The 22,211-nt window shown below is 55.7% G+C and carries 24 protein-coding genes; 19 read left to right on the top strand and 5 right to left on the bottom strand.

Going from position 1 to position 22,211, the window contains the following annotated elements; translation table 11 throughout:
- Window positions 1–223 precede the first annotated feature (223 nt).
- From VW41_15790 to VW41_15755, 8 genes are all read left to right on the top strand, one after another.
- On the top strand, window positions 224–709 hold the full coding sequence (locus VW41_15790) for a colicin V production protein (protein ID AJZ90378.1): 486 nt from the start codon (window positions 224–226) through the stop codon (window positions 707–709).
- 38 nt (window positions 710–747) lie between these two features.
- The gene (locus VW41_15785; GenBank protein ID AJZ90377.1) at window positions 748–2,265 is read left to right on the top strand and encodes an amidophosphoribosyltransferase; all 1,518 of its coding nucleotides are present in this window, start codon (window positions 748–750) and stop codon (window positions 2,263–2,265) included.
- Between the two features lie 126 nt (window positions 2,266–2,391).
- Entirely contained in the window at window positions 2,392–2,964 is a 573-nt protein-coding gene (locus VW41_15780) for a 3-octaprenyl-4-hydroxybenzoate carboxy-lyase (protein ID AJZ90376.1), read from the top strand.
- Window positions 2,965–3,251: 287 nt separating this feature from the next.
- Window positions 3,252–4,034: a histidine ABC transporter substrate-binding protein HisJ gene (locus VW41_15775; GenBank protein ID AJZ90375.1), complete on the top strand. Its 783-nt coding sequence runs from the start codon at window positions 3,252–3,254 to the stop codon at window positions 4,032–4,034.
- Window positions 4,035–4,226: 192 nt separating this feature from the next.
- Window positions 4,227–5,009 (top strand): histidine ABC transporter substrate-binding protein HisJ, encoded by a 783-nt coding sequence (locus tag VW41_15770; GenBank protein AJZ90374.1) that lies wholly within the window; start codon window positions 4,227–4,229, stop codon window positions 5,007–5,009.
- A 77-nt stretch (window positions 5,010–5,086) separates the two neighbouring features.
- Window positions 5,087–5,773, top strand: coding sequence for an amino acid ABC transporter permease (locus VW41_15765; protein ID AJZ90373.1), 687 nt, complete (start codon window positions 5,087–5,089; stop codon window positions 5,771–5,773).
- Window positions 5,770–6,483, top strand: coding sequence for an amino acid ABC transporter permease (locus VW41_15760; GenBank protein ID AJZ90372.1), 714 nt, complete (start codon window positions 5,770–5,772; stop codon window positions 6,481–6,483). Before VW41_15765 ends, VW41_15760 begins: the two co-directional genes overlap by 4 nt.
- 10 nt (window positions 6,484–6,493) lie before the next feature.
- Entirely contained in the window at window positions 6,494–7,267 is a 774-nt protein-coding gene (locus VW41_15755; GenBank protein AJZ90371.1) for an amino acid transporter, read from the top strand.
- Between the two features lie 51 nt (window positions 7,268–7,318).
- On the opposite strand, the gene VW41_15750 is transcribed toward VW41_15755, so the two are convergent.
- Window positions 7,319–8,269, bottom strand: coding sequence for a DeoR faimly transcriptional regulator (locus VW41_15750; protein AJZ90370.1), 951 nt, complete (start codon window positions 8,267–8,269; stop codon window positions 7,319–7,321).
- Window positions 8,270–8,463: 194 nt separating this feature from the next.
- Here VW41_15750 and VW41_15745 point away from each other — a divergent pair, with 194 nt between their 5' ends.
- From VW41_15745 to VW41_15735, 3 genes are all read left to right on the top strand, one after another.
- On the top strand, window positions 8,464–9,858 hold the full coding sequence (locus VW41_15745) for a D-arabinitol 4-dehydrogenase (protein AJZ90369.1): 1,395 nt from the start codon (window positions 8,464–8,466) through the stop codon (window positions 9,856–9,858).
- Between the two features lie 9 nt (window positions 9,859–9,867).
- The gene (locus VW41_15740) at window positions 9,868–11,334 is read left to right on the top strand and encodes a xylulose kinase (protein AJZ90368.1); all 1,467 of its coding nucleotides are present in this window, start codon (window positions 9,868–9,870) and stop codon (window positions 11,332–11,334) included.
- 62 nt (window positions 11,335–11,396) lie between these two features.
- Window positions 11,397–12,674 carry a cytochrome C biogenesis protein CcdA gene (locus tag VW41_15735; GenBank protein ID AJZ90367.1) on the top strand — a complete coding sequence of 426 codons (1,278 nt, stop codon included), beginning with the start codon at window positions 11,397–11,399 and terminating at the stop codon, window positions 12,672–12,674.
- Between the two features lie 36 nt (window positions 12,675–12,710).
- Here the strand turns inward: VW41_15735 and VW41_15730 are convergent, their stop codons facing one another.
- The 3 genes from VW41_15730 to VW41_15720 form a co-directional block, all read right to left on the bottom strand.
- Complete coding sequence (locus VW41_15730) at window positions 12,711–13,604, bottom strand: epimerase (GenBank protein AJZ90366.1); 894 nt, start codon at window positions 13,602–13,604, stop codon at window positions 12,711–12,713.
- 23 nt (window positions 13,605–13,627) lie between these two features.
- Window positions 13,628–13,996: a D-erythro-7,8-dihydroneopterin triphosphate epimerase gene (folX, locus tag VW41_15725; protein AJZ90365.1), complete on the bottom strand. Its 369-nt coding sequence runs from the start codon at window positions 13,994–13,996 to the stop codon at window positions 13,628–13,630.
- A gap of 68 nt (window positions 13,997–14,064) precedes the next feature.
- Entirely contained in the window at window positions 14,065–14,694 is a 630-nt protein-coding gene (locus tag VW41_15720) for a GSH-dependent disulfide bond oxidoreductase (protein AJZ90364.1), read from the bottom strand.
- A 152-nt stretch (window positions 14,695–14,846) separates the two neighbouring features.
- On the opposite strand from VW41_15720, the gene VW41_15715 reads away from it, so the two are divergent.
- From VW41_15715 to VW41_15705, 3 genes are read left to right on the top strand one after another with little or no spacing between them, the layout of a single operon-like run.
- Window positions 14,847–15,491, top strand: coding sequence for a glutathione S-transferase (locus VW41_15715; GenBank protein ID AJZ90363.1), 645 nt, complete (start codon window positions 14,847–14,849; stop codon window positions 15,489–15,491).
- A 57-nt stretch (window positions 15,492–15,548) separates the two neighbouring features.
- Window positions 15,549–16,100, top strand: a complete 552-nt coding sequence (locus VW41_15710; protein AJZ90362.1) for a phosphodiesterase — start codon at window positions 15,549–15,551, stop codon at window positions 16,098–16,100.
- A gap of 58 nt (window positions 16,101–16,158) precedes the next feature.
- Complete coding sequence (locus VW41_15705) at window positions 16,159–16,701, top strand: NUDIX hydrolase (GenBank protein AJZ90361.1); 543 nt, start codon at window positions 16,159–16,161, stop codon at window positions 16,699–16,701.
- Window positions 16,702–16,758: 57 nt separating this feature from the next.
- Here VW41_15705 and VW41_15700 read toward each other — a convergent pair whose 3' ends face one another.
- Window positions 16,759–17,778, bottom strand: coding sequence for a LacI family transcriptional regulator (locus VW41_15700; protein ID AJZ90360.1), 1,020 nt, complete (start codon window positions 17,776–17,778; stop codon window positions 16,759–16,761).
- 256 nt (window positions 17,779–18,034) lie between these two features.
- Here VW41_15700 and VW41_15695 point away from each other — a divergent pair, with 256 nt between their 5' ends.
- The 5 genes from VW41_15695 (at window position 18,035) to VW41_15675 (ending at window position 22,154) form a co-directional block, all read left to right on the top strand.
- The gene (locus VW41_15695; protein ID AJZ90359.1) at window positions 18,035–18,478 is read left to right on the top strand and encodes a PTS ascorbate transporter subunit IIA; all 444 of its coding nucleotides are present in this window, start codon (window positions 18,035–18,037) and stop codon (window positions 18,476–18,478) included.
- 86 nt (window positions 18,479–18,564) lie between these two features.
- Window positions 18,565–18,843 (top strand): PTS mannitol transporter subunit IIB, encoded by a 279-nt coding sequence (locus VW41_15690; protein AJZ90358.1) that lies wholly within the window; start codon window positions 18,565–18,567, stop codon window positions 18,841–18,843.
- Window positions 18,844–18,983: 140 nt separating this feature from the next.
- The gene (locus VW41_15685) at window positions 18,984–20,375 is read left to right on the top strand and encodes a PTS ascorbate transporter subunit IIC (GenBank protein AJZ90357.1); all 1,392 of its coding nucleotides are present in this window, start codon (window positions 18,984–18,986) and stop codon (window positions 20,373–20,375) included.
- Window positions 20,375–21,208, top strand: a complete 834-nt coding sequence (locus VW41_15680; protein AJZ90356.1) for a carbohydrate degradation protein — start codon at window positions 20,375–20,377, stop codon at window positions 21,206–21,208. Before VW41_15685 ends, VW41_15680 begins: the two co-directional genes overlap by 1 nt.
- Window positions 21,201–22,154 (top strand): transketolase, encoded by a 954-nt coding sequence (locus tag VW41_15675; protein AJZ90355.1) that lies wholly within the window; start codon window positions 21,201–21,203, stop codon window positions 22,152–22,154. Before VW41_15680 ends, VW41_15675 begins: the two co-directional genes overlap by 8 nt.
- Window positions 22,155–22,211 lie beyond the last annotated feature (57 nt).

Here is a 22,211-nt window from a genome sequence, read left to right as displayed (position 1 = left end):
CCCTTTGGGGAGAGGGTTAGGGTGAGGGGAAAAATGACGCCATACCGTCACTTCGCCTCTAAAAGGTGAGGGCAAAACAGGCACTTTTTTAATGGCGTTGATGCTTTTTTCAACGCCATTATTTATTTACGCGCGGGAAGGAAATCCCTACGCAAACGTTTTCTTTTTCTGTTAGAATTCGCCCCGAACTGGACGTCAGGGCAATTTATCACGAGATTTTTTCATGGTCTGGATAGATTACGCCATCATTGCGGTTATCGGTTTTTCTTGCCTGGTAAGCGTAATACGTGGGTTTGTGAAGGAAGCGTTATCGCTTGTGACCTGGGGATGTGCTTTCTTTGTCGCCAGTCATTACTACACTTATCTGTCAGTCTGGTTCACTGGCTTTGAAGACGAACTGGTACGTAATGGGATAGCTATCGCGGTGCTGTTTATCGCGACGCTGATTGTCGGTGCGATAGTCAACTATGTGATTAGCGCGCTGGTGCAAAAAACCGGCCTGTCGGGTACAGACAGGGTGTTGGGGATCTGCTTTGGCGCCTTGCGTGGCGTACTGATAGTCTCCGCCATTCTGTTCTTCCTGGATACCTTTACCGGTTTTTCAAAAAGCGATGACTGGCAAAAGTCGCAGCTTATCCCGCAATTCAGTTTCATCATCAGATGGTTCTTTGACTATCTGCAAAGCTCGTCAAGTTTCTTGCCCCGCTAATCGTAGCGGGGGGTGTGGCTTAATGAGGAAAAGACAACATGTGCGGTATTGTCGGTATCGCCGGTTTCATGCCGGTAAACCAGTCGATTTATGATGCGTTAACGGTGCTTCAGCACCGTGGCCAGGATGCCGCAGGCATCGTCACCATCGACGCGTTAAATTGTTTCCGTCTGCGTAAAGCGAATGGCCTGGTGAGCGATGTGTTTGAAGCCCGCCACATGCAGCGTCTGCAGGGGAATATGGGCATTGGCCACGTGCGTTACCCCACCGCCGGCAGTTCAAGCGCTTCTGAAGCCCAGCCTTTCTACGTCAACTCTCCTTACGGGATAACCCTGGCGCATAACGGTAACCTGACCAATGCCCACGAGCTGCGTAAAAAGCTGTTTGAAGAAAAACGCCGCCACATTAACACCACTTCTGATTCTGAAATCCTGCTCAATATCTTTGCCAGCGAGCTGGATAACTTCCGTCATTATCCGCTGGAAGCAGACAACATTTTTGCCGCCATCGCCGCCACTAACCGCCAGATTCGTGGCGCTTACGCCTGTGTGGCGATGATTATCGGCCACGGCATGGTCGCCTTCCGCGACCCGAACGGTATCCGTCCGCTGGTGATCGGCAAGCGCGACCTGGGCGACGGCCGCACCGAATACATGGTGGCCTCCGAGAGCGTAGCCCTGGACACCCTGGGCTTTGAGTTCCTGCGTGATATCGCGCCGGGCGAAGCGGTCTACATTACCGAGAAAGGCCAACTGTTCACCCGCCAGTGCGCCGACAACCCGGTCAGCAATCCGTGTCTGTTCGAGTACGTTTATTTTGCGCGCCCGGACTCCTTCATCGACAAGATCTCCGTCTACAGCGCGCGCGTTGAGATGGGGAAAAAGCTTGGCGAGAAAATTGCCCGCGAATGGGAAGACCTGGATATCGACGTGGTCATTCCGATTCCAGAAACCTCCTGTGATATCGCGCTGGAAATCGCCCGCATTCTTGAGAAACCGTACCGTCAGGGTTTTGTGAAAAACCGCTACGTGGGCCGTACGTTTATCATGCCGGGCCAGCAGCTGCGCCGTAAGTCCGTGCGCCGCAAGCTGAACGCCAACCGCGCTGAATTCCGCGACAAGAACGTGCTGCTGGTGGATGACTCCATCGTGCGCGGTACCACCTCTGAGCAGATTATCGAGATGGCTCGTGAAGCCGGCGCCAAAAAAGTTTATCTGGCCTCCGCCGCACCGGAAATTCGTTTCCCGAACGTGTACGGGATTGACATGCCGAGTGCCAACGAGCTGATTGCTCACGGGCGTGAAGTGGATGAGATTCGCCAGATCATCGGTGCCGACGGCCTGATTTTCCAGGATCTGGACGATCTTATCGAAGCGGTTCGCGTGGAAAACCCGGATATCACCCAGTTCGAATGCTCCGTCTTTAACGGTATCTACGTGACGAAAGACGTTGACCACAAATATCTGCAATATCTCGAATCCCTGCGTAACGACGACTCCAAAGCGCTGGCGCGTCAGAATGAAGTGGAAAACTTAGAGATGCACAACGAAGGCTAACCTGTCTTTGCCTCTCTCCTGAAAAGGGGAGAGGCATGTTCTTCCTTCACCTCCCCGCCCGGCCAGCCTTGCATCCCATCTCATCTTGCGGCAAAGTCAGCCCAGATATTCTTAGGGGCAAATTCAATGAAACGACTGATCGTCGGTATTTCCGGAGCCAGCGGCGCCATTTACGGGGTGCGTTTACTGCAAATCCTGCAGCAGTTACCGGAGGTAGAAAGCCATCTGGTGATGAGCAACGCGGCACGCCAGACGCTTGCGCTGGAAACCGATTACTCGCTGCGCGACGTTCAGGCGCTGGCAGATGTCGTGCATGATTCTCGTGATATTGCCGCCAGCATTTCCTCTGGCTCGTTTAAGACCATGGGGATGGCAGTGCTGCCTTGCTCGATTAAAACGCTGTCCGGCATCGTACACAGCTATACGGACGGGCTGCTGACCCGTGCGGCGGACGTGGTGCTTAAAGAGCGTCGTCCGCTAGTGCTTTGCATTCGTGAGACGCCGCTGCACCTCGGCCACTTGCGCCTGATGACTCAGGCTTCTGAGCTGGGGGCGGTGATTATGCCGCCGGTGCCCGCGTTCTATCATCGCCCGCAAACGCTGCAGGATATTGTCGATCAGACGGTCAACCGGGTGCTGGATCAGTTTGACCTTGAGCTACCTGAAGACCTGTTCATCCGCTGGGGCGAACACAAGTAATGCACTGCTGCGGTGCATCACAAAATGATTGCCTCATAATGGGGCAAATCTGCAACGCCGATCGCTTTTAGAAGATTTAATCCACGAAAACCGCTTTCCCCTCTAGTCCCGCTTCCCAGACCTGCTATCTTTCAAACTAGCGCGAAGTTGCAACGTTTTATTAACATAAATCAGCGACTTTTTCCCACGCAGGGAAAAGTGGCATGAGAACTGCAACTCTCCGTATGCAAAGGCATTACCACACAACAAGACATCACAAATAAGAAAGCCAAACTTGAGGGTATCGTATGAAGAAGTCGGTTCTTGCACTGTCTTTACTGCTCGGTCTGTCCAGCGCAGCCAGCGTGTTTGCAGCGATTCCGCAAAACGTCCGTATTGGTACCGACGCGACCTATGCGCCATTCTCTTCCAAAGACGCGAAAGGGGATTTTGTAGGGTTTGATATCGATCTGGGTAACGAACTTTGCAAGCGCATTCAGACCAAATGTACGTGGGTAGGCAGCGACTTTGACTCCCTGATCCCGTCGCTGAAGGCGAAGAAAATTGATGCCATCATCTCTTCTCTGTCGATCACCGAAAAACGCCAGCAGGAGATCCTCTTCTCCGACAAGCTGTACGCGGCGGACTCTCGGCTGATTGCGGCCAAAGGCTCCCCGATTCAACCGACCCTCGAATCGCTGAAGGGCAAGCACGTTGGGGTGCTGCAGGGCTCAATTCAGGAGACCTACGGCAATGCCGAATGGCGCCCGAAAGGTGTCGATGTGGTGGCCTACGCCAACCAGGATTTGATTTACTCTGACCTCGCGGCCGGGCGTCTGGATGCGGCATTCCAGGACGAAGTTGCCGGTAGCGAAGGCTTCCTGAAACAGCCTGCCGGGAAAGACTATGCCTTTGCCGGTCCGTCGGTGAAGGACAAGAAGTACTTTGGCGACGGGACAGGTATCGGCCTGCGTAAAGATGACACCGAGCTGAAGGCCGCATTCGACAAAGCGCTGGCTGAAATGCGTAAAGACGGGACTTACGACAAACTGGCGAAAAAGTACTTCGACTTTAATGTTTACGGCGAATAAGTTTATCCCGTAGTCTGTAGCCCGGTTTTGAATATATTCTTAGCCGGGCAGGATAACTATGCAGTGGTGCGGCCCCGTTCCGGCTGCACCTTAATGGTGCGAAAACGGCTTTTTCGCAACGTGGTGCCTAAGTTTTCCCTGTTAACGTAGTGGTGTGAGCCTTAAGTAACGGACAGTCTATTGAGGATAATTATGAAAAAGCTGGTTTTGTCTCTTTCTCTGGTGCTGGCGTTTTCCAGCGTGACCACAGCATTCGCTGCCATTCCGAAAAACCTGCGGATTGGCACGGACCCAACCTATGCGCCGTTTGAATCCAAAAATGCTCAGGGCCAGCTGATCGGTTTCGATATCGATTTGGCTAAAGAACTCTGCAAGCGCATTAACACCCAATGTACCTTCGTTGAAAACCCATTGGATGCGCTGATCCCATCGCTGAAAGCGAAGAAGATCGACGCCATTATGTCTTCCCTGTCTATCACCGAGAAGCGCCAGCAGGAAATCGCGTTTACCGACAAGCTGTACGCGGCGGACTCTCGCCTGGTGGTGGCAAAAGGCTCCCCAATTCAACCCACCATTGAGTCGCTGAAAGGCAAACGCGTCGGCGTGCTGCAGGGCACCACGCAGGAAACCTACGGCAATGAGCACTGGGCGCCAAAAGGCATCGAGATTGTCTCCTATCAGGGGCAGGATTCTATTTACGCTGACCTGGCGGCCGGGCGCATTGACGCCGCATTCCAGGATGAGGTCGCCGCCAGCGAAGGCTTCCTTAAGCAGCCTGTTGGCAAAAACTATCAGTTCGGCGGCCCGTCCATAAAAGACGACAAGCTGTTTGGCGTTGGCACCGGTATGGGGCTGCGTAAAGAAGATAACGAACTGCGTGAAGCGCTGAATAAGGCGTTTGCGGAGATGCGCAAAGACGGCACCTACGACAAGTTAGCGAAGCCGTACTTTGATTTTAATGTGTATGGTGAATAAGCCTTACCGGTGACAAAGGCCCCGCGTCAGACGGGGCCCAATAAGTAGCAGCAAACACTGACGACAGGATACGCACCATGTTGTATGGCTTTTCCGAAGTAATTTTTAAAGGGGCTCTGGTTACGCTTGAGCTGGCGCTCGCCTCGGTTGTCCTTTCCGTGCTGATTGGGCTTGCCGGGGCTGGCGCAAAACTGTCCAAAAATCGCCCGCTCGCTTTGCTGTTTGAAGGCTACACCACGCTGATTCGCGGCGTGCCGGACCTGGTGCTGATGCTGTTAATTTTCTACGGTCTGCAGATGCTGCTCAACAGCATTACCGACGCGTTAGGCATGGCGCAGTTTGATATCGACCCAATGATTGCCGGCATCATCACGCTCGGCTTTATCTACGGGGCTTATTTCACCGAAACCTTCCGTGGTGCCTATCTTGCCGTACCGAAAGGCCATATTGAGGCGGCCACCGCCTTTGGCTTTACCGGCTCACAAACTTTCCGCCGTATTTTGTTCCCGGCCATGATGCGCTATGCCCTGCCGGGAATTGGCAACAACTGGCAGGTTATCCTGAAAGCAACCGCGCTGGTTTCTCTGCTTGGGCTGGAAGACGTGGTGAAGGCCACCCAGCTCGCCGGGAAAAGCACCTGGCAGCCGTTCTACTTCGCGATTGTGGCCGGGATTATCTACCTGGTCTTTACAACGGTTTCAAACGGAGTGCTGCTCTGGCTTGAACGCCGCTATTCCGTTGGCGTGAAGAGGGCCGAGCTATGATAGATATTATTCACGACTACTGGCAGTCGCTGCTGTGGACGGACGGCTACCGCTATACGGGCGTAGCCATTACGCTCTGGCTGCTGATTACGTCCGTGGTAATGGGCGGGATTCTGGCGCTGTTCCTCGCCATCGGGCGTGTGTCCAGCAACAAGTTTATTTCGTTCCCTATCTGGCTCTTTACCTACGTGTTTCGCGGCACGCCGCTCTACGTGCAGCTGCTGGTGTTCTATTCCGGGATGTACACGCTGGAGATTGTCAAAGGTACGGAGCTGCTCAACGCTTTCTTCCGCAGCGGCCTAAACTGTACCGTGCTGGCGCTGACGCTGAACACTTGCGCCTACACCACGGAGATTTTCGCTGGCGCCATTCGCTCGGTTCCGCATGGTGACATTGAAGCGGCGCGCGCTTACGGCTTTTCAAAAGTGAAAATGTACCGCTGTATTATTCTGCCTTCCGCGCTGCGTATTGCGCTGCCGGCCTACAGCAACGAAGTGATCCTGATGCTGCACTCTACGGCGCTGGCGTTTACCGCCACGGTGCCGGATCTGCTCAAGATTGCCCGTGATATTAACTCCGCAACCTACCAGCCGTTTACGGCGTTTGGCATCGCGGCCGTGCTGTATTTGATTATCTCTTATGTGCTGATAAGCCTGTTCCGCAAAGCGGAAAAACGCTGGCTGCAGCACGTTAAACCCGCTTCGCACTGAGTGACTTCTGATGGCTGAAATTAAATTAAACGTAACGGATCTGCACAAACGCTACGGCGAACATGAAGTGCTCAAAGGGGTGTCTCTGAAGGCTAATGCCGGGGACGTAATCAGCATTATCGGTTCGTCTGGCTCGGGCAAAAGTACCTTTTTGCGCTGCATTAACTTCCTTGAAAAACCCAGCGAAGGCACGATTGTGGTCAGTAACCAGAACATCAATCTGGTGCGTGACAAAGACGGCCAGCTCAAAGTGGCCGACAAAAACCAGCTGCGCCTGCTGCGTACCCGGCTGACGATGGTGTTCCAGCACTTCAATCTGTGGAGCCACATGACGGTGCTGGAAAACGTGATGGAAGCGCCCATTCAGGTGCTTGGCCTGAGCAAGCAGGAGTCAAAAGAGCGGGCAATTAAGTACCTGGCCAAAGTCGGCATCGATGAGCGTCAGTACGTTAAATACCCGGTGCATTTGTCCGGTGGCCAGCAGCAGCGCGTGTCCATTGCCCGCGCGCTGGCGATGGAGCCGGAAGTGCTGCTGTTTGATGAGCCAACTTCGGCGCTGGATCCGGAGCTGGTGGGTGAAGTGCTGCGTATTATGCAGAAGCTGGCGGAAGAGGGGAAAACCATGGTGGTGGTCACCCACGAGATGGACTTTGCCCGGCACGTCTCAAGCCACGTTATCTTCCTGCATCAGGGGCGTATTGAGGAAGAAGGGCCCCCGGCCGAGCTGTTTGGCAGCCCGAAAAGCGCCCGCCTGCAGCAGTTCCTTTCCGGATCGTTGAAGTAATCCCACATCCTAACCCTCTCCCACTGTGAGAGGGTTAGGGTGAATAACGCATCACGCCTCGCCCAACAACCTCACCGCCGTACTTTCATCCGTCACCAGGCCTGACATCCAGCGGCCAGTCAATGCCGCCCTGATGGCAGCAAATTTCCGCTCTCCGCCGGAGAAGGCGATTATTTTACGCGGGTTATCGCTTTGCAGCGGCACGCTGGTCAGCAGGGCATCCAGCTCGCTGTAAACGCGCTGGCCGTCGTGGTCAAAGAAATGCCCCAGCATTTCACCGGCAACGCCCTGGCCGTGCAGCATGTTGACCTGCTCGTCGGTAATAAAACCCTCGGCGTTCAGCGGGCAGCCGATGTCCACCTCGCCAACGCCGAGAAACGCGACGTTAGCCGCCAGCGCCCGGTCGGTCACACGCTGGTAAACTTTATGCCGGCACCACATGTCGCGGTCTTCTTCACTGTCGGCGTACAGAGGGGCGGGGATGAAATAATATTTGCCCTGCATTTTTTCCGCCATTTTTAGCGGCATGTCGTAGCGCGTACCCGAGTCATCGCGCGCAATCGCCCCAATCATTGATACGCAGTGATGCTGCGGGCGTTCTACCCACGGCAGCACGTCGATGATCGACCGCAGCGTTTTCCCGGAGCCAATGCCGAAGACCTGCGGCTGCTCGTCGGCGATAAACTGTGACATCACCTCAGCACCTTCCACCGCCAGCATCTGCTGGATGGCCTCGTCGCCCAGCCCCTCCGAAGGTACCACGCGGCAGATTTCCAGCCCGAAACGTTCCCGGACCTGCTGCGCCAGCTTCAGGCAGCGGGCGACCGGATGGGCGATTTTCACCGTCACCATACCCTGCTCGCGTGCGGAAGAAACCAGGCGCTGGGCGACCTGGCGGGAAATTCCCAGTTCGCGGGCAATGTCCTGCTGCGTCATTCCCGCCACGTAATACATCCAGGCAACGCGCGCGGCTTGCTCTTGTTTTTTATCTTCTCTGCTCATGGCGACACCTTATGACTCTTTGACACGCATTCTACCCCGCGCGTGCTTCGTTGGTAATTGGGCAAAAGTCATTTTTATGGGCAAATGTTGTCTGTGTGAGTTTGATCTCAGAAAGACGGCGGCTGCCGCAACTAGACTATAACAAACGGGCAAATGCCCTTAAAAATGACAAATGCTTAATTCTGAGGTGAATCATGACGACGAAATCGGTATGGATGCATATTGGCGCAGGCTCTTTTCACCGTGCCCATCAGGCGTGGTATCTCAATCAGCTGCGCCAGCAGGGCGATGACGGGTGGAGTATTTCGCTGGGCAATATCCGGAATGATGCCGGCGAGCTGCTGAGCCAACTGGCGGCGCAGCACGGCGAATATGTGCTGGAAACAGTCACTCCGGAAGGGGCGCGCGCCTACGAAAAGATCGCCTCTATCCGCAAAGTATTGCCGTGGGATAAAGAGATTACTGCCCTGGTTGAAGAGGGGGCCAAAGCCTCGACCCGCGTGATTGCCTTCACCGTCACCGAAGCCGGGTATTACCTGACGCCACAGCACGAGCTGGACGTTAATCAGCCTGATGTCAAAGCCGATCTTGCCGGAGGCATGACCACGCTTTACGGCGCCCTCAGCCGCATTCTGCATCAGCGTATGAGCAATGGCGGTGAGCCGGTAACGCTGCTTAACTGCGATAACCTGCGCCACAACGGTGAACGCTTCCGCCATGGCTTTCTGTCGTTCCTGAAGGCGAAGGGCGACCACGCTCTGTTTGACTGGGTGACCACCCACACCGTGTCGCCTAACACCATGGTGGACCGCATTACCCCTCGCCCTACGGCGGACATTGCCCCGCGGGTGAAAGCCGCTACCGGATTCGACGACAAAGTGCCGGTGATGGGGGAGTCTTTTATTCAGTGGGTTATCGAGGACGACTTTATCAACGGCCGCCCGCCGCTTGAGAACGTTGGCGTCGAAATGGTGGAATCGGTGCTGCCGTATGAAGAGGCAAAAATCCGCATTCTGAACGCCAGCCACAGCTGCATTGCCTGGGCGGGCACGCTTACCGGCCTGAGCTATATTGATGAAAGCACCGTGCAGCAGCCGATTAAGCAGATGGCATGGGACTACGTTACGGAGGATGTTATTCCTTCGCTGTCGCCAAGCCCGCTGGATTTGGCCGGGTATCGCGATGTGGTGCTGGCCCGCTTTAGCAATCCGTATATCAAAGATACCAACCAGCGCGTGGCCGCCGACGGCCTGTCGAAGATCCCAGGCTTTATTACTCCAACGTTGATGGAGTGCTATCAGCGCGGTGAGGAGCCTGCGGCAACGGCGGTGCTGCCCGCACTTTTCTTCCTGTTCCTGCAGCGCTGGGCGCAAGGTCAGCTGCCTTACGAGTATCAGGATGGCGTCATGCAGGACGACGCTGTTCGGGCACTGTTCGCCTCTCCTGAGCCGCTCAAGGCCTTTGTCAGCGATGAAACCTTGTTTGCCGAACTCGCGCATTCCTCCGCTTTCCATGCGCTGATGGTGCGGACGGTCACTCGCCTTGAGGCGTGGATCAAGTCTCCTCGGCAGCCGCTGGCCGCAGCTTAAGGAGGCGCTATGTATCTTGGAATCGATATCGGCACGTCTGAACTAAAGGCTCTGCTCATTGACGGGCAGGGCGAAATTCTGGGCGCCGCGCACGCGGCATTAACCGTTCAGCGCCCGCATCCGCACTGGGCTGAACAGGATCCTGAGGCCTGGTGGCAGGCGACGCAGCAGGTGGTCTCTACGCTGCGCCAGCAAATGCCCGATGCCTGGGCGAAGATCCGCGCTATTGGCTTGTCCGGGCAGATGCACGGCGCGGTGTTGTTGGATGGCCAGGGAAAAGTACTGCGCCCCTGTATTCTGTGGAACGACACGCGCAGCGCCGGGCAGTGCGCCCGGCTCACTGAAGAACACCCTGAATTTCTGACCATCAGCGGCAACCTGGTGATGCCCGGCTTTACCGCCCCGAAGCTACGCTGGGTGGCGGAGCATGAACCGGAGATCTTTTCTCGCGTAGATAAAGTGCTGCTGCCGAAAGATTACCTGCGCTGGCGACTGAGCGGTGAATTTGCCTCTGACCCGTCAGACGCCGCCGGAACGCTGTGGCTGGACGTGGCAAAGCGTGACTGGTCAGACAAACTGCTGGCGGCGACTGGGCTTAGCCGCAGCCAGATGCCGCGCCTGGTGGAGGGCAGCGAAGTCAGCGCTGTTTTACGTTCCGCTCTGGCGACCGAGTGGGGGCTTAGCTCCGCCGTCAAAATCGCCGGTGGCGGGGGTGATAACGCTACTTCGGCAGTAGGCGTTGGCGCGGTGAATAACGGCGATGCGTTTATTTCGCTCGGCACGTCTGGCGTTATTTTCGTGGTAAACGACGAGCTGCAAACCAGCCCTGAATCCGGCGTGCATGCCTTTTGCCACGCTTTACCTCAGCGCTGGCACCAGATGAGCGTGATGCTTAGCGCCGCCAGCTGCCTGCGCTGGGTGTGCAATCTGCTGTCGGTCACCGAAAGCCAGCTCATGGAGGAGATGGCTGGGCTGAGCGACGAGCAGAAAAAGCATGCGCCAGTTTTCCTGCCTTATCTGTCAGGCGAGCGCACGCCGCACAACGATGCTCACGCCATGGGGAGTTTCTTCGCGCTAAATCATGAAACCAATCGCGCTCTACTGGGCTATTCGGTGATTGAGGGCGTGACCTTTGGCCTGGCTGACGGTATGGCAGTGCTGGAGACCTCCCGTAGCCAGATAACCCAATGCAGCCTGACCGGCGGAGGGGCACGCAGCGCTATTTGGGCACAACTTATTGCCGATGTGTTGGATGTGCCGATTGTGACGCACCCGGCCAGCTCTTCCGGTGCGCTCGGTGCAGCCCGTCTTGGCTGGCTGGCCGACGGTGGCGTGGAGGAAGTGGTTTGCCGCAAGCCTTCCGTCGAGCAGCGCTTCACGCCGCGTAAAGCCGCTCAGAGCGTTCTGCAGAAGCGGTTGTCCGTATTCCATCTGCTTTATCAACAACAAAAAGCCGCTCGTAAGCTGCTGCCCTGACTGCCCACCCGGCGGTTTTTCTGCCGCCGGGATCCCTGTACCCGTGAACGAGGAAGAGTGTGATGCAATCTAAACACTACTGGTTTGGTTTACCTAAACATCTGCTGTGGGGATTTATCGCCATCGCTATTTTTATGAGTGGCGATGGTTTCGAGATGGCGTTTTTGTCTAAGCACATTACCGACATGGGCTTTACGCCCGCGCAATCGGCGATGGTCTTTACCCTGTATGGCCTTGCGGCAGGGCTGGCGGCCTGGGCTTCCGGCGTAGTGGCCGAGCTTATCACCCCGCAAAAAGCGATGTTGATTGGTTTTGTGACCTGGGTAGTGATGCACGCCTTGTTTATGACGCTCGGGCTCGGGATGCGTAACTACCCGCTGATGCTGCTGTTCTACGGTATTCGCGGCCTGGCCTACCCGCTGTTTATCTACTCCTTCATGCTGATGCTGGTTCAGGTCGTGCCGCGTGAGAGGCTGGCGGCGGCAACCGGCTGGTTCTGGGCTATGTACTCTATCGGCATCGGTGTGGTGGGGAGCTATCTGCCCAGCCTGACTATCCCCGCGTTTGGAGAAACGGGCACGCTGTGGATGGCTATCGCGTGGGTAACGGGCGGGGGGCTGATTGCCTTTTTCAGTCTGCGCAATGTGCCGGTTGACCGCTCGCGGGTCAATCTGCCGCTGAAAGAGAAGATGACGGAGATGTCGCGGGCGGTGACTATTCTGTTCAGTAACCGTGACGTGTTTTATGCCTGCCTGATCCGCATTATCAACACGCTGTCGCTGTTTGGCTTCGCGATAGTGATGCCGCTGCTGTTTGTGGACCGTCTCGGCTTCACGATTTCTGAATGGCTGCAGATTTGGGCGGTGTTCTTCTTTGTCACCATTTTCACCAATATCTTTTGGGGAATTATGGGGGAGTACATCGGTTGGATCCGCCAGGTGCGCTGGTTCGGCTGTTTGGGCATGGCGATTTCCAGCCTGACGTTTTATTACCTGCCGGTGTGGGTGGGGCATAACTTCTGGGTGGCGATGATCCCGGCGGTTATGCTCGGCACCTTTGTTGCGGCGTTTGTGCCAATGACGGCGGTGTTTCCAACGCTGGAGCCGCACCATCGCGGAGCGGCCATCTCCATCTATAACCTGTCCGCAGGGATGAGCAACTTTGTGGCACCGGCTATCGCCTCGCTGATCCTGCCGTTTTTCGACATCGTGGGGGTGGTGTGGGCGTATACCGGGCTGTATCTGTTTGCGGGCGGGCTGACCTTTATTATCAAAGTCCCACAGCCGAAGCGAGACAAGCACAAAGCCAGCCCGAGGGAGATGAGCCCTGCCGAGCAATAAAACCAGGAGCCGGGCGCTAAACCCGGCTTTTGGCCGCTAGCGAATCACATCCGCCAGCGCCTCGTCTAAGTCGAACCAGCGGAAGCCAAAGCCCGACTCTTCCAGGCGTTTAGGCAACGCCCGCTGCCCGCCGAGCACTAAGACAGAGGATTCCCCCATCAAAAGACGGATTGCCGTGGCCGGGGCGCGAAGAATAGCCGGCCGTTTCAGCGCCTGGCCCAGGGCGTGGGAAAACTGCTCGTTGCGAACCGGGTAAGGGGAAACCATATTAAACGGCCCTCGCAGGTCGTTATCCAGCAGCCAGAGAATGCCGTTCACCATATCGTCGATATGGATCCACGCCAGATATTGTCTGCCATTGCCAATGGGCCCGCCCAGCCCCAGCCGGAACAGCGGCAGCATTTTGGCCAGGATCCCGCCTTTAGGGGCCAACACCACGCCGGTGCGTAACAGGCATACGCGCGTATTTTCACTTTGAGCGCCGCAGGCAATCTGCTCCCAGCGGGCGCAAAGCTTGTGGGTGAATTCGTTGTGGGGTGGTTCGTCTTCGGTGACGACCACTTCGCCAAGGTCGCCGTAATAACCGGTGGCTGAACCGGAAATAAAGACGTTGGGCGGCTGCTGGCTGGCCTTAAACAGGTCGACCAGCCGCTCGGTGATTTGCCAGCGGCTCTGGCACAGACGCTGTTTTTGCTCCTCACTCCAGCGTTTATCGGCAATCGGCTCCCCGGCCAGGTTGATTACCGCGTCGAAGGCGTCAAGATTCTGTAATTCATCCAGCCCCTTGAGAAGCGCCACGCGCTTGTCCAGCCGTTTGCTGGCCTTGTCTGGCGAACGGGTGACGACCGACACCCGATGGTTAAGCTCAAGCAGGCGAGCTGCCAGGTGGCGGCCAATCAGCCCGCTGCCGCCGGTAATCAGGATCTCCATACGTTCCTCCCACCTGGAGGCGCTTATCGCCGCCAGCTCAGGGTCATGGATACCGAGTCGGCATAGCGGAGCGCGTGAAGTTTATCGATCTCTACCTCAGCATATGTCACCCACGGATGGGCGCATGCGATGTTCAGCACATCCTGAGTTAATTTTTCCAGCAGCGAGAAGCGGTTATTCTCAACCAACTGGATTATTTCTTTGGTGACGGTGCGGTAGTTCAGCGCGTCGTTGATGTCTTCGCTCTCCCGTGCTTTGCCCGCGGGGTAGTGGAGGGCGATGTTAATCACGATGTCCTGTCGATTGGCAATTTCTTCTTCTTTGATGCCAATAAAGGTACGCAGGCGCAGATTTTTAATGCGAATAATGGCGTCTGGTTGCATGGATGACATTGCAGGTTCCTTATCAGTCGTTTCCCGCCACAGGATACACCAGCGCGGGAAAAAACCTGAACCGGGGATTATGCCTTCTCGGCCTGCTGATAAGCCTTCACCGTAGCGGGCCGGGTGCGGATCCGCTCAAACCAGTTTCGAACGGCCGGGAAATTAGCCAGGTCAACGCGCTGGCGCTCATGGGACACCACCCAGGGCCAGGTTGCGATGTCCGCAATGCTGTAATCGTGGCCACCAAGCCAGGGGGCTTTCTCAAGCTGCTTATTGAGCACGCCGTACAGGCGCTGGGTTTCGACCTGGTAGCGCTCGATAGCATAAGGGACAGGCTGAGGAGCAAAGTGGTTGAAGTGATGGTTCTGACCCAGCATGGGGCCGAAACCACCGACCTGCCAAAAAAGCCACTGCAGCGTAGCGTTGCGGGCGCGCAGTTCTTTGCTGAGGAGTAACCCGGTTTTATCGGCCAGATAAAGCAATATTTCGCCGGACTCAAAGAGGCTTAGAGGCTCGCCGCCGTCGGCCGGTTTGTTATCCACGATGGCGGGGATTTTGTTATTCGGTGAGATAGCCAGGAAATCCGGGCGAAACTGCTCGCCTTTGCCGATATCGACCCGATGGATTTTGTAATCCAGGCCGGCTTCTTCAAGAAACAGGGTAATTTTATGGCCGTTTGGGGTAGGCGCATAATAAAGTTCGATCATGGTCACTCCAGAGGTTAGCTCATTTTTGGCAAATGTTTCGAGTATAGAAGTTTTTACTATTTCTGCACCGGAACGGTGCGTTATAAGCGGATGACAAAACGCTTTTTTCGCTCTATGTTCAATAACCTGTCGCGCGAATAAGTGAGGATATGATGAGCCAGCCTGCCATTACGTTGTGGACCGATAGCCACTGTTTCAGCCCCTATGCGCTTTCCGTGTTTGTTGCGCTGAAAGAAAAAGGGCTCGCCTTTTCTTTGCAAACAGTCGACCTCGCCAGCGGCCAAAATTTAAAGCCTGGCTGGAAGGGTTTTGAGCTGACTCGTCGCGTGCCGGTACTGGCCGTCGGAGATTTTGCGCTAAGTGAGTCCTCCGCCATTGATGAGTATCTGGAAGAGCGTTTTGCGCCGCCGACGTGGGAACGTATTTATCCCCATGACATTGAAAAACGCGCCCGCGCGCGTCAGGTTCAGGCGTGGTTGCGCAGCGATCTGATGCCCATTCGGGAAGAGCGCTCTACTGCCGTGGTGTTTGCCGGTGAGAAGAAACCTGCGCTAAGCCCTGCCGGTCAACAGGCTGCGGAGAAACTGATCGCCACCGCCGGGCGTTTGCTGCCGGAAGGACAGCAAAATTTATTTGGTGAATGGTCTATCGCCGACACCGACCTGGCGCTGATGCTTAACCGACTGATACTGAACGGGGATGAAGTGCCTGAGCGGCTGAAGGAGTATGCCAGCTTCCAGTGGCAGCGCGCGTCGGTGCAGCTTTGGCTGGCACAGTCGGCCAAAAACGCAGGCTGATAGCGGACGGGGAATTGGTTATCATTGGCCGGTTATCATTACTGGAGCCAGGGATAAATGAAACTGATGTTTGCCTCGGACCTTCACGGTTCGCTACCCGCCACGGAAAAAGTTTTGGAACGCTTCGCGCACAGCGGCGCGAAATGGCTGGTTATTCTTGGCGATTTACTGAATCACGGCCCGCGAAATGCGCTACCTGAAGGCTATAATCCTTCAGCGGTGGCGCAGAGCTTGAATACCGTTGCCGATAAGATTATCGCGGTGCGTGGAAACTGCGACAGTGAAGTGGACCAAATGCTGCTCCAGTTTCCCATTACCGCGCCCTGGCAGCAGGTTTTGCTGGCACAGCAGCGGCTTTTTCTGACTCACGGGCATCTTTATCACCCGGGGCATTTGCCGCCGCTGTCCGCTGGCGATGTTCTGATTTTCGGCCATACGCATCTTCCGGTTGCAGAAAAGCACGAACAGATCTATTTGTTTAATCCAGGCTCTGTCAGCATACCGAAGGGCGGTTTTGAGGCCAGTTACGGGATGCTGGATGATGGCGTTCTGACCGTTCGCACGCTGGAGAGTGATGGGGTTATTGCACAGGTGAGTATTACCCCGTAACGTTGACAGGTTAATCCAACAACGCGCCGTAAGAGCGCCCCTGAATAAGGTTTCCCTGATGGTGGAACAGAGTCATTTTGTCGGCACGGAATGGGTAGATATCGTTAATGAAGACAATGAGGTCATCGCACAGGCAAGCCGCGAGCAAATGCGTGCTCAGCGGCTACGTCATCGCGCGACCTATATTGTTGTGCACGATGGTATGGGCAAAATTCTGGTGCAGCGTCGCACCGAAATTAAAGACTTTATGCCAGGTATGCTGGATGCGACCGCAGGCGGTGTAGTGCAGGCGGATGAACAGATGCTGGAGTCGGCTCGCCGTGAGGCGGAAGAGGAGCTGGGCATTGCCGGCGTACCGTTCGCGGAGCATGGGCAGTTCTACTTCGAAGACGATAGCTGCCGCGTTTGGGGCGGGCTCTTTAGCTGCGTTTCCCACGGGCCTTTTGCGCTGCAGGAAGAAGAAGTCAGCGAAGTGAGCTGGATGTCCCCGGAAGAGATCACCGCCCGCTGCGACGAATTTACCCCTGATTCTCTGAAAGCGCTGGCGCTGTGGATGACCCGCAACGCCAAAAATGAGTCACAAAGCGAAGAAAGCGAGTAATTGTTTACCCTCACCCCGATCCTCTTTCGACCAGGAGGGGACCAGGGTGAGGGAAAATTAGCAACTGTCCCGCATACACAGCGATGACGCGATAGTCGGGCTCCGGTCCCATTGTTCTTCGTTTATTCTTGCCAGCAACGCCCTTCCGGCCTCAATCCCAATCTTACGGTGTGGTACCGCAATCGTGGTCAGTGCAGGCTGACAAACGCGGCTCACGTCGCTGTCACCAAACCCGACAATGGCTAAGTCGTCAGGGACTTTGATGCGCCTGCGCTGGCATTCGTACAGCGCGCCGCAGGCCAGCTCATCTGATACACAGACAAGCGCATCCAGCTCCGGCCAGGCCAGTAAAAACTCGGGTAGCTGTGCGGCTCCGGTGGAAAAATTAGGCGGGGCGGCAGCGTTGATCACTCTGTTGGGTGACATATGGTGGCGCAGCATCGCTTTGTACCAGCCCTGAAGATGCTGCTGGAAAATCCATTGTTCCTGGTTCGCGCACAACAGCCCGATGTTCTGATAGCCGCGGTGGATTAACATTTCCGTCAGTTCAAACATGGCAGCGACGTTATCAATACCGATGTTCATGTCCAGCGGGTCGGCGCGCGTGGCGCCGATCTCCAGCACAGGAATACTGGCGTGCTTCAGCCAGCCTCGTACCGTGTCGCTATGTTCAACGCTGAGTAGAATCGCCGCAGCGATATTGGACGCCAGCAGCGTTTCCAGCAGTTTCTCTTCCTGCTCCAGCCGGTGCTGGGACTCCGCAAGGACTATCTGATATCCCGCCGGTTGCAGCACCTGCTGCAGGCCGGCAAACATTTCGCTGCAGCCGGATTCCGCCAGGCTTGGGACCACCATCGCTATGGTGTATGAGGAGGCGGAGGCCAGCGCGCTTGCCGCAAGGTTGGGCATGTAACCAAGCTCGGAAACCGCCGCTTCTATTTTTTCGCGTAATTTGTCGGAAACCTGCTCCGGGGTTCTTAGCGCTCGCGAAACGGTCATGGTACCGACTCCGGCGAGCTGAGCCACATCTGCAAGCGTCACCTTACCGGTACTTCGCCGCTTTCGGGTTATGGACATTGTGATTCCTGATTCTCGGCCTGAAAAACGCCAGGCTGACGTTGGCCCCTGAAAAAGAAGGGGAAATATCGCTCAAGTATACGCCTGAAATCGTGCGCCTTAATGCGATTTAACACAATGATTGCAATTTGATAGCGCTATCACAAAATCGAGTGATAGTTATTGGTAGCGCTATCTTTGTGATATCAATCACAGTTAAACCCGAAGCCGTTGAATAAAGTTTGCCCATCATCAATGTCGATTTCGAGAGGTTATCGTGCTCAACCAATGGCTGCATGAGCAGACTATTCAGCTTCACGACGAAGTTGCGAGCTGGCAGCAGGCGCTGGAGATTAGCGCCGGGCCGCTGCTGGAGGCGGGCATTATTGCTCCCCATTATCTGACAGCTATCATGCAGCAGCACCAAAAACTCGGCCCGTACTATGTACTGGCGCCGGGTCTGGCGATGCCGCATGCGCGTCCGGAAGAGGGCGCGACCGGACTGGGCCTGTCGCTCCTGAAGCTGAGGCAGGGCGTTAGCTTTCATTCTGAGGGGAACGACCCGGTTGACGTCATTATTATGCTGGCGGCACCGGACAGCCATAGCCACATTGAAATGATTTCCGCGCTCGCTGAGCTATTTTCTAGCGACGAAGATATGGCGTTACTGCATCAGGCCAATAACCTGGAGGAAATACAAAAAATAATTAATCGATTCTAGTTTTTTAATTTAACACCATGGTTTTTTACGTTGCATTGAAAAATGCGATGCGCTCGTACTCTACTAAAAAATATAAGGTAAACACGATGAAGATAATGGCAATCTGCGGTTCCGGCCTGGGCAGTAGTTTTATGGTCGAAATGAATATTAAAAAGGTGCTTAAAAAACTTAATATCGAAGCCGAAGTGGAACATTCGGATTTATCTTCCGCCACGCCGGGCGCAGCGGATGTGTTTGTGATGGCAAAAGATATTGCCGCCAGCGCAAGCCTGCCGGACAGTCAGCTGGTGGTGATCAACAACATCATCGATATCAATGAGCTGGAAAATAAGCTGCGCGCTTATTTTGCTGGTCGTCAATCATAATAATATATAGCCAAAGTAATTCGAATTGTAGACGGCGGCAGGCTCAGGCATCCCTGGCGTTTACATCAGGTAAATCGTCGGCGGGCGTTCAGCCCACGCACCTGTGGTTCGAAATATGACGGATATAAGCGGAGGCGGATATGTTTATCCTTGGCACGCTGAATTTTATCGTTGATATTCTTAAAGTCCCGGCTATTCTCGTCGGGCTGATAGCATTAATTGGTCTGGTGGCGCAAAAGAAGTCATTTTCTGATGTGGTAAAAGGATCAATTAAAACCGTATTAGGATTTATTGTTCTGGGCGGCGGTGCCACCGTATTAGTGGGCTCTTTAAATCCGCTGGGCGGCATGTTCGAGCATGCATTTAATATCCAGGGCATTATTCCGAATAATGAAGCGATCGTTTCAATCGCGCTGGAAAAGTATGGGGCATCCACGGCGCTGATCATGGCCTTCGGGATGGTGGCGAACATTGTTGTGGCCCGCTTTACCCGCCTGAAGTACATCTTCCTGACCGGCCACCATACGTTCTATATGGCATGCATGATCAGCGTCATCCTGACGGTGGCGGGCTTTGAAGGTGTGGCGCTGGTGTTTACCGGCTCGCTGATCCTTGGCCTGATCATGGCGTTCTTCCCGGCTATTGCTCAGCGTTATATGCGCCGTATTACAGGCACCGATGACATCGGCTTTGGCCACTTCGGCACGCTGGGCTACGTTCTGTCCGGCTGGATAGGCAGTAAGTGTGGCAAGGGCTCACGCTCAACGGAAGAGATGAACCTGCCGAAGAACCTGAGCTTCCTGCGCGACAGCTCCATCTCTATCTCCCTGACCATGATCATCATCTACATGATCCTCGCGATTTGCGCGGGCCAGACCTATGTAGAAGAGAAGCTCAGCGGCGGCCAGAACTTCCTGGTTTATTCCATTATTCAGGCGATTACCTTTGCGGCCGGGGTGTTCATTATCCTGCAGGGCGTGCGCTTGATACTGGCGGAAATCGTTCCGGCGTTTACCGGTTTCTCCGAGAAGCTGGTGCCAAACGCTCGTCCGGCGCTGGACTGCCCGGTAGTTTACCCCTACGCACCAAACGCGGTGCTGATTGGCTTCCTGTTCAGCTTCCTCGGCGGCCTGGTGGGCCTGTTCCTGCTGGGGCAAATGAAGCTGGTGCTGATTTTGCCGGGTGTGGTGCCTCACTTCTTTACCGGGGCGACCGCGGGGGTGTTTGGTAACGCTACCGGTGGCCGTCGCGGCGCGATGGTGGGGGCTTTTGCCAACGGCCTGCTGATCACCTTCCTACCGGTCTTGCTGCTGCCTGTCCTGGGGGCGCTGGGCTTTGCCAACACAACCTTCTCCGACGCTGATTTCGGCGTGGTGGGCATTATCCTTGGCAACCTCGCACGCTTCCTGTCGCCTGCGGCGATCACTGCGGTGGTGGTGGCGGTCTTTGCGGTGCTGGTCGGCTTCAATTATCTGGGCAAAGGAAAAGGCACTCGTGCCGCACACACTGAAGACAATACGGGGGCTAAATAATGAATGAGCTGGCAGACGTCACGCGGTTTGCGCGCGACATCCGGGTAGAGACGCTGAAAGCGCTCACCCAACTGGGGTTCGGCCACTACGGCGGCAGCATGTCGGTGGTCGAGACTCTGGCGGTGCTGTATGGCGATGTTATGAATATTGATCCAGGCGATCCTGACTGGGCGGAGCGCGACTACTTTGTGTTGTCGAAGGGGCATGCTGGCCCGGCGCTGTACAGCACCCTGGCGCTGAAAGGCTATTTTCCGGTCGAGCAGCTGGCCACGCTGAACCAGAACGGAACCAGCCTGCCCAGCCATCCTGACCGCCTGAAAACTCGCGGTGTGGATGCGACCACTGGCTCGCTGGGGCAGGGGATCTCGATTGCCGCAGGTATTGCGTTGTCCCACAAGCTGGCGCAGCGTCGCAACAGGGTGTTCAGCATTGTTGGTGACGGCGAGTTGAACGAGGGGCAGTGCTGGGAGGCTTTCCAGTTTATTGCTCATCACCGCCTCAACAACCTGACGGTTTTTGTCGACTGGAACAAGCAGCAGCTGGACGGCGAGCTGGATGAAATCATCTGTGCCTTCGATCTGGCAGAGAAGTTTAGCGCCTTCGGTTTTGACGTGGTGAAGGTGAAAGGCGATGACATTGCCGGTTTGCTGGCGGCGGTAAAACCCGTTCGCAGCGGCGAACAGCGCCCCCTGCTGGTGATCCTCGATAGCATTAAAGGGCAAGGGGTGCCGTACCTTGAGCAACTGGGAAACTCCCACCATCTCCGCCTGACGGAGCAGTCAAAACAGGCGCTTGAGCAGGCCATCGCGCAACTGGAGGCGGCACATGATTAAGGTAAGTCAGACCGGCGGCCAGGACGCCGTTGAAATGCGTAAAGTCTACGCCGGGTTTGTTCAGCAGCAGATTCAGGAAGGCAGCGGAATTATCGCGCTGGAAGCTGATCTGATGAGTTCGATGGCGATGGATGGCGTACAGCGCGACAACCCCCAGGATGTGATTAACTGCGGCATCATGGAAGCTAACGTGATTGGCGTGGCGGCGGGGCTGTCGCTGACCGGACGCAAGCCGTTCGTCCATACCTTCACTGCCTTTGCCAGCCGTCGCTGCTTTGACCAGCTGTTTATGTCGCTGGACTACCAGCGGAATAACGTCAAGGTCATCGCCTCCGACGCCGGTGTGACGGCCTGCCACAACGGCGGTACCCATATGTCGTTTGAAGATATGGGGATTGTCCGGGGGCTGGCGAACTCCATCGTGCTCGAAGTGACTGACGCGGTGATGTTTAAAGACATTCTGCGCCAGCTGATCGAGCTGGAAGGGTTCTACTGGGTGCGTACTATTCGCAAACAGGCGGCCACGGTTTATGAGGCAGGCTCAACCTTCACCATCGGCAAAGGCAACGTGCTGCGTGAAGGGACGGACATTACGCTGATAGCCAACGGAATAATGGTGGCAGAAGCGCTCAAAGCGGCTCAGCTCCTGGCGCAGGAAGGGGTCAGCGCGGCGGTAATCGATATGTTTACCCTCAAGCCTATCGACCGCATGCTGGTGAAGAACTACGCCGAAAAAACGGGGCGTATCGTGACCTGTGAAAATCACAGCATTCACAATGGGCTAGGGTCGGCGGTGGCGGAAGTGCTGGTGGAAAGCTGCCCGGTGCCGATGCGCAGAGTGGGCGTGAAGGAGCGTTACGGCCAGGTCGGAACCCAGGACTTCCTGCAGCAGGAGTATGGCCTGACGGCGAGCGATATCGTGAAGGCGGCGAAAGAGCTACTGTAGCGGGTCAAAGCAATAAAAAAGGCAGCCAGGTGGCTGCCTTTTTACGTCTCAGCGGGC

The organism is Klebsiella michiganensis, from assembly GCA_000963575.1.
Classification (GTDB): Bacteria; Pseudomonadota; Gammaproteobacteria; order Enterobacterales; family Enterobacteriaceae; genus Cedecea; species Cedecea michiganensis_A.
The sequence above is the reverse complement of the archived record's forward strand: the minus strand, read 5'-3'. Positions and strand labels throughout refer to the sequence as shown.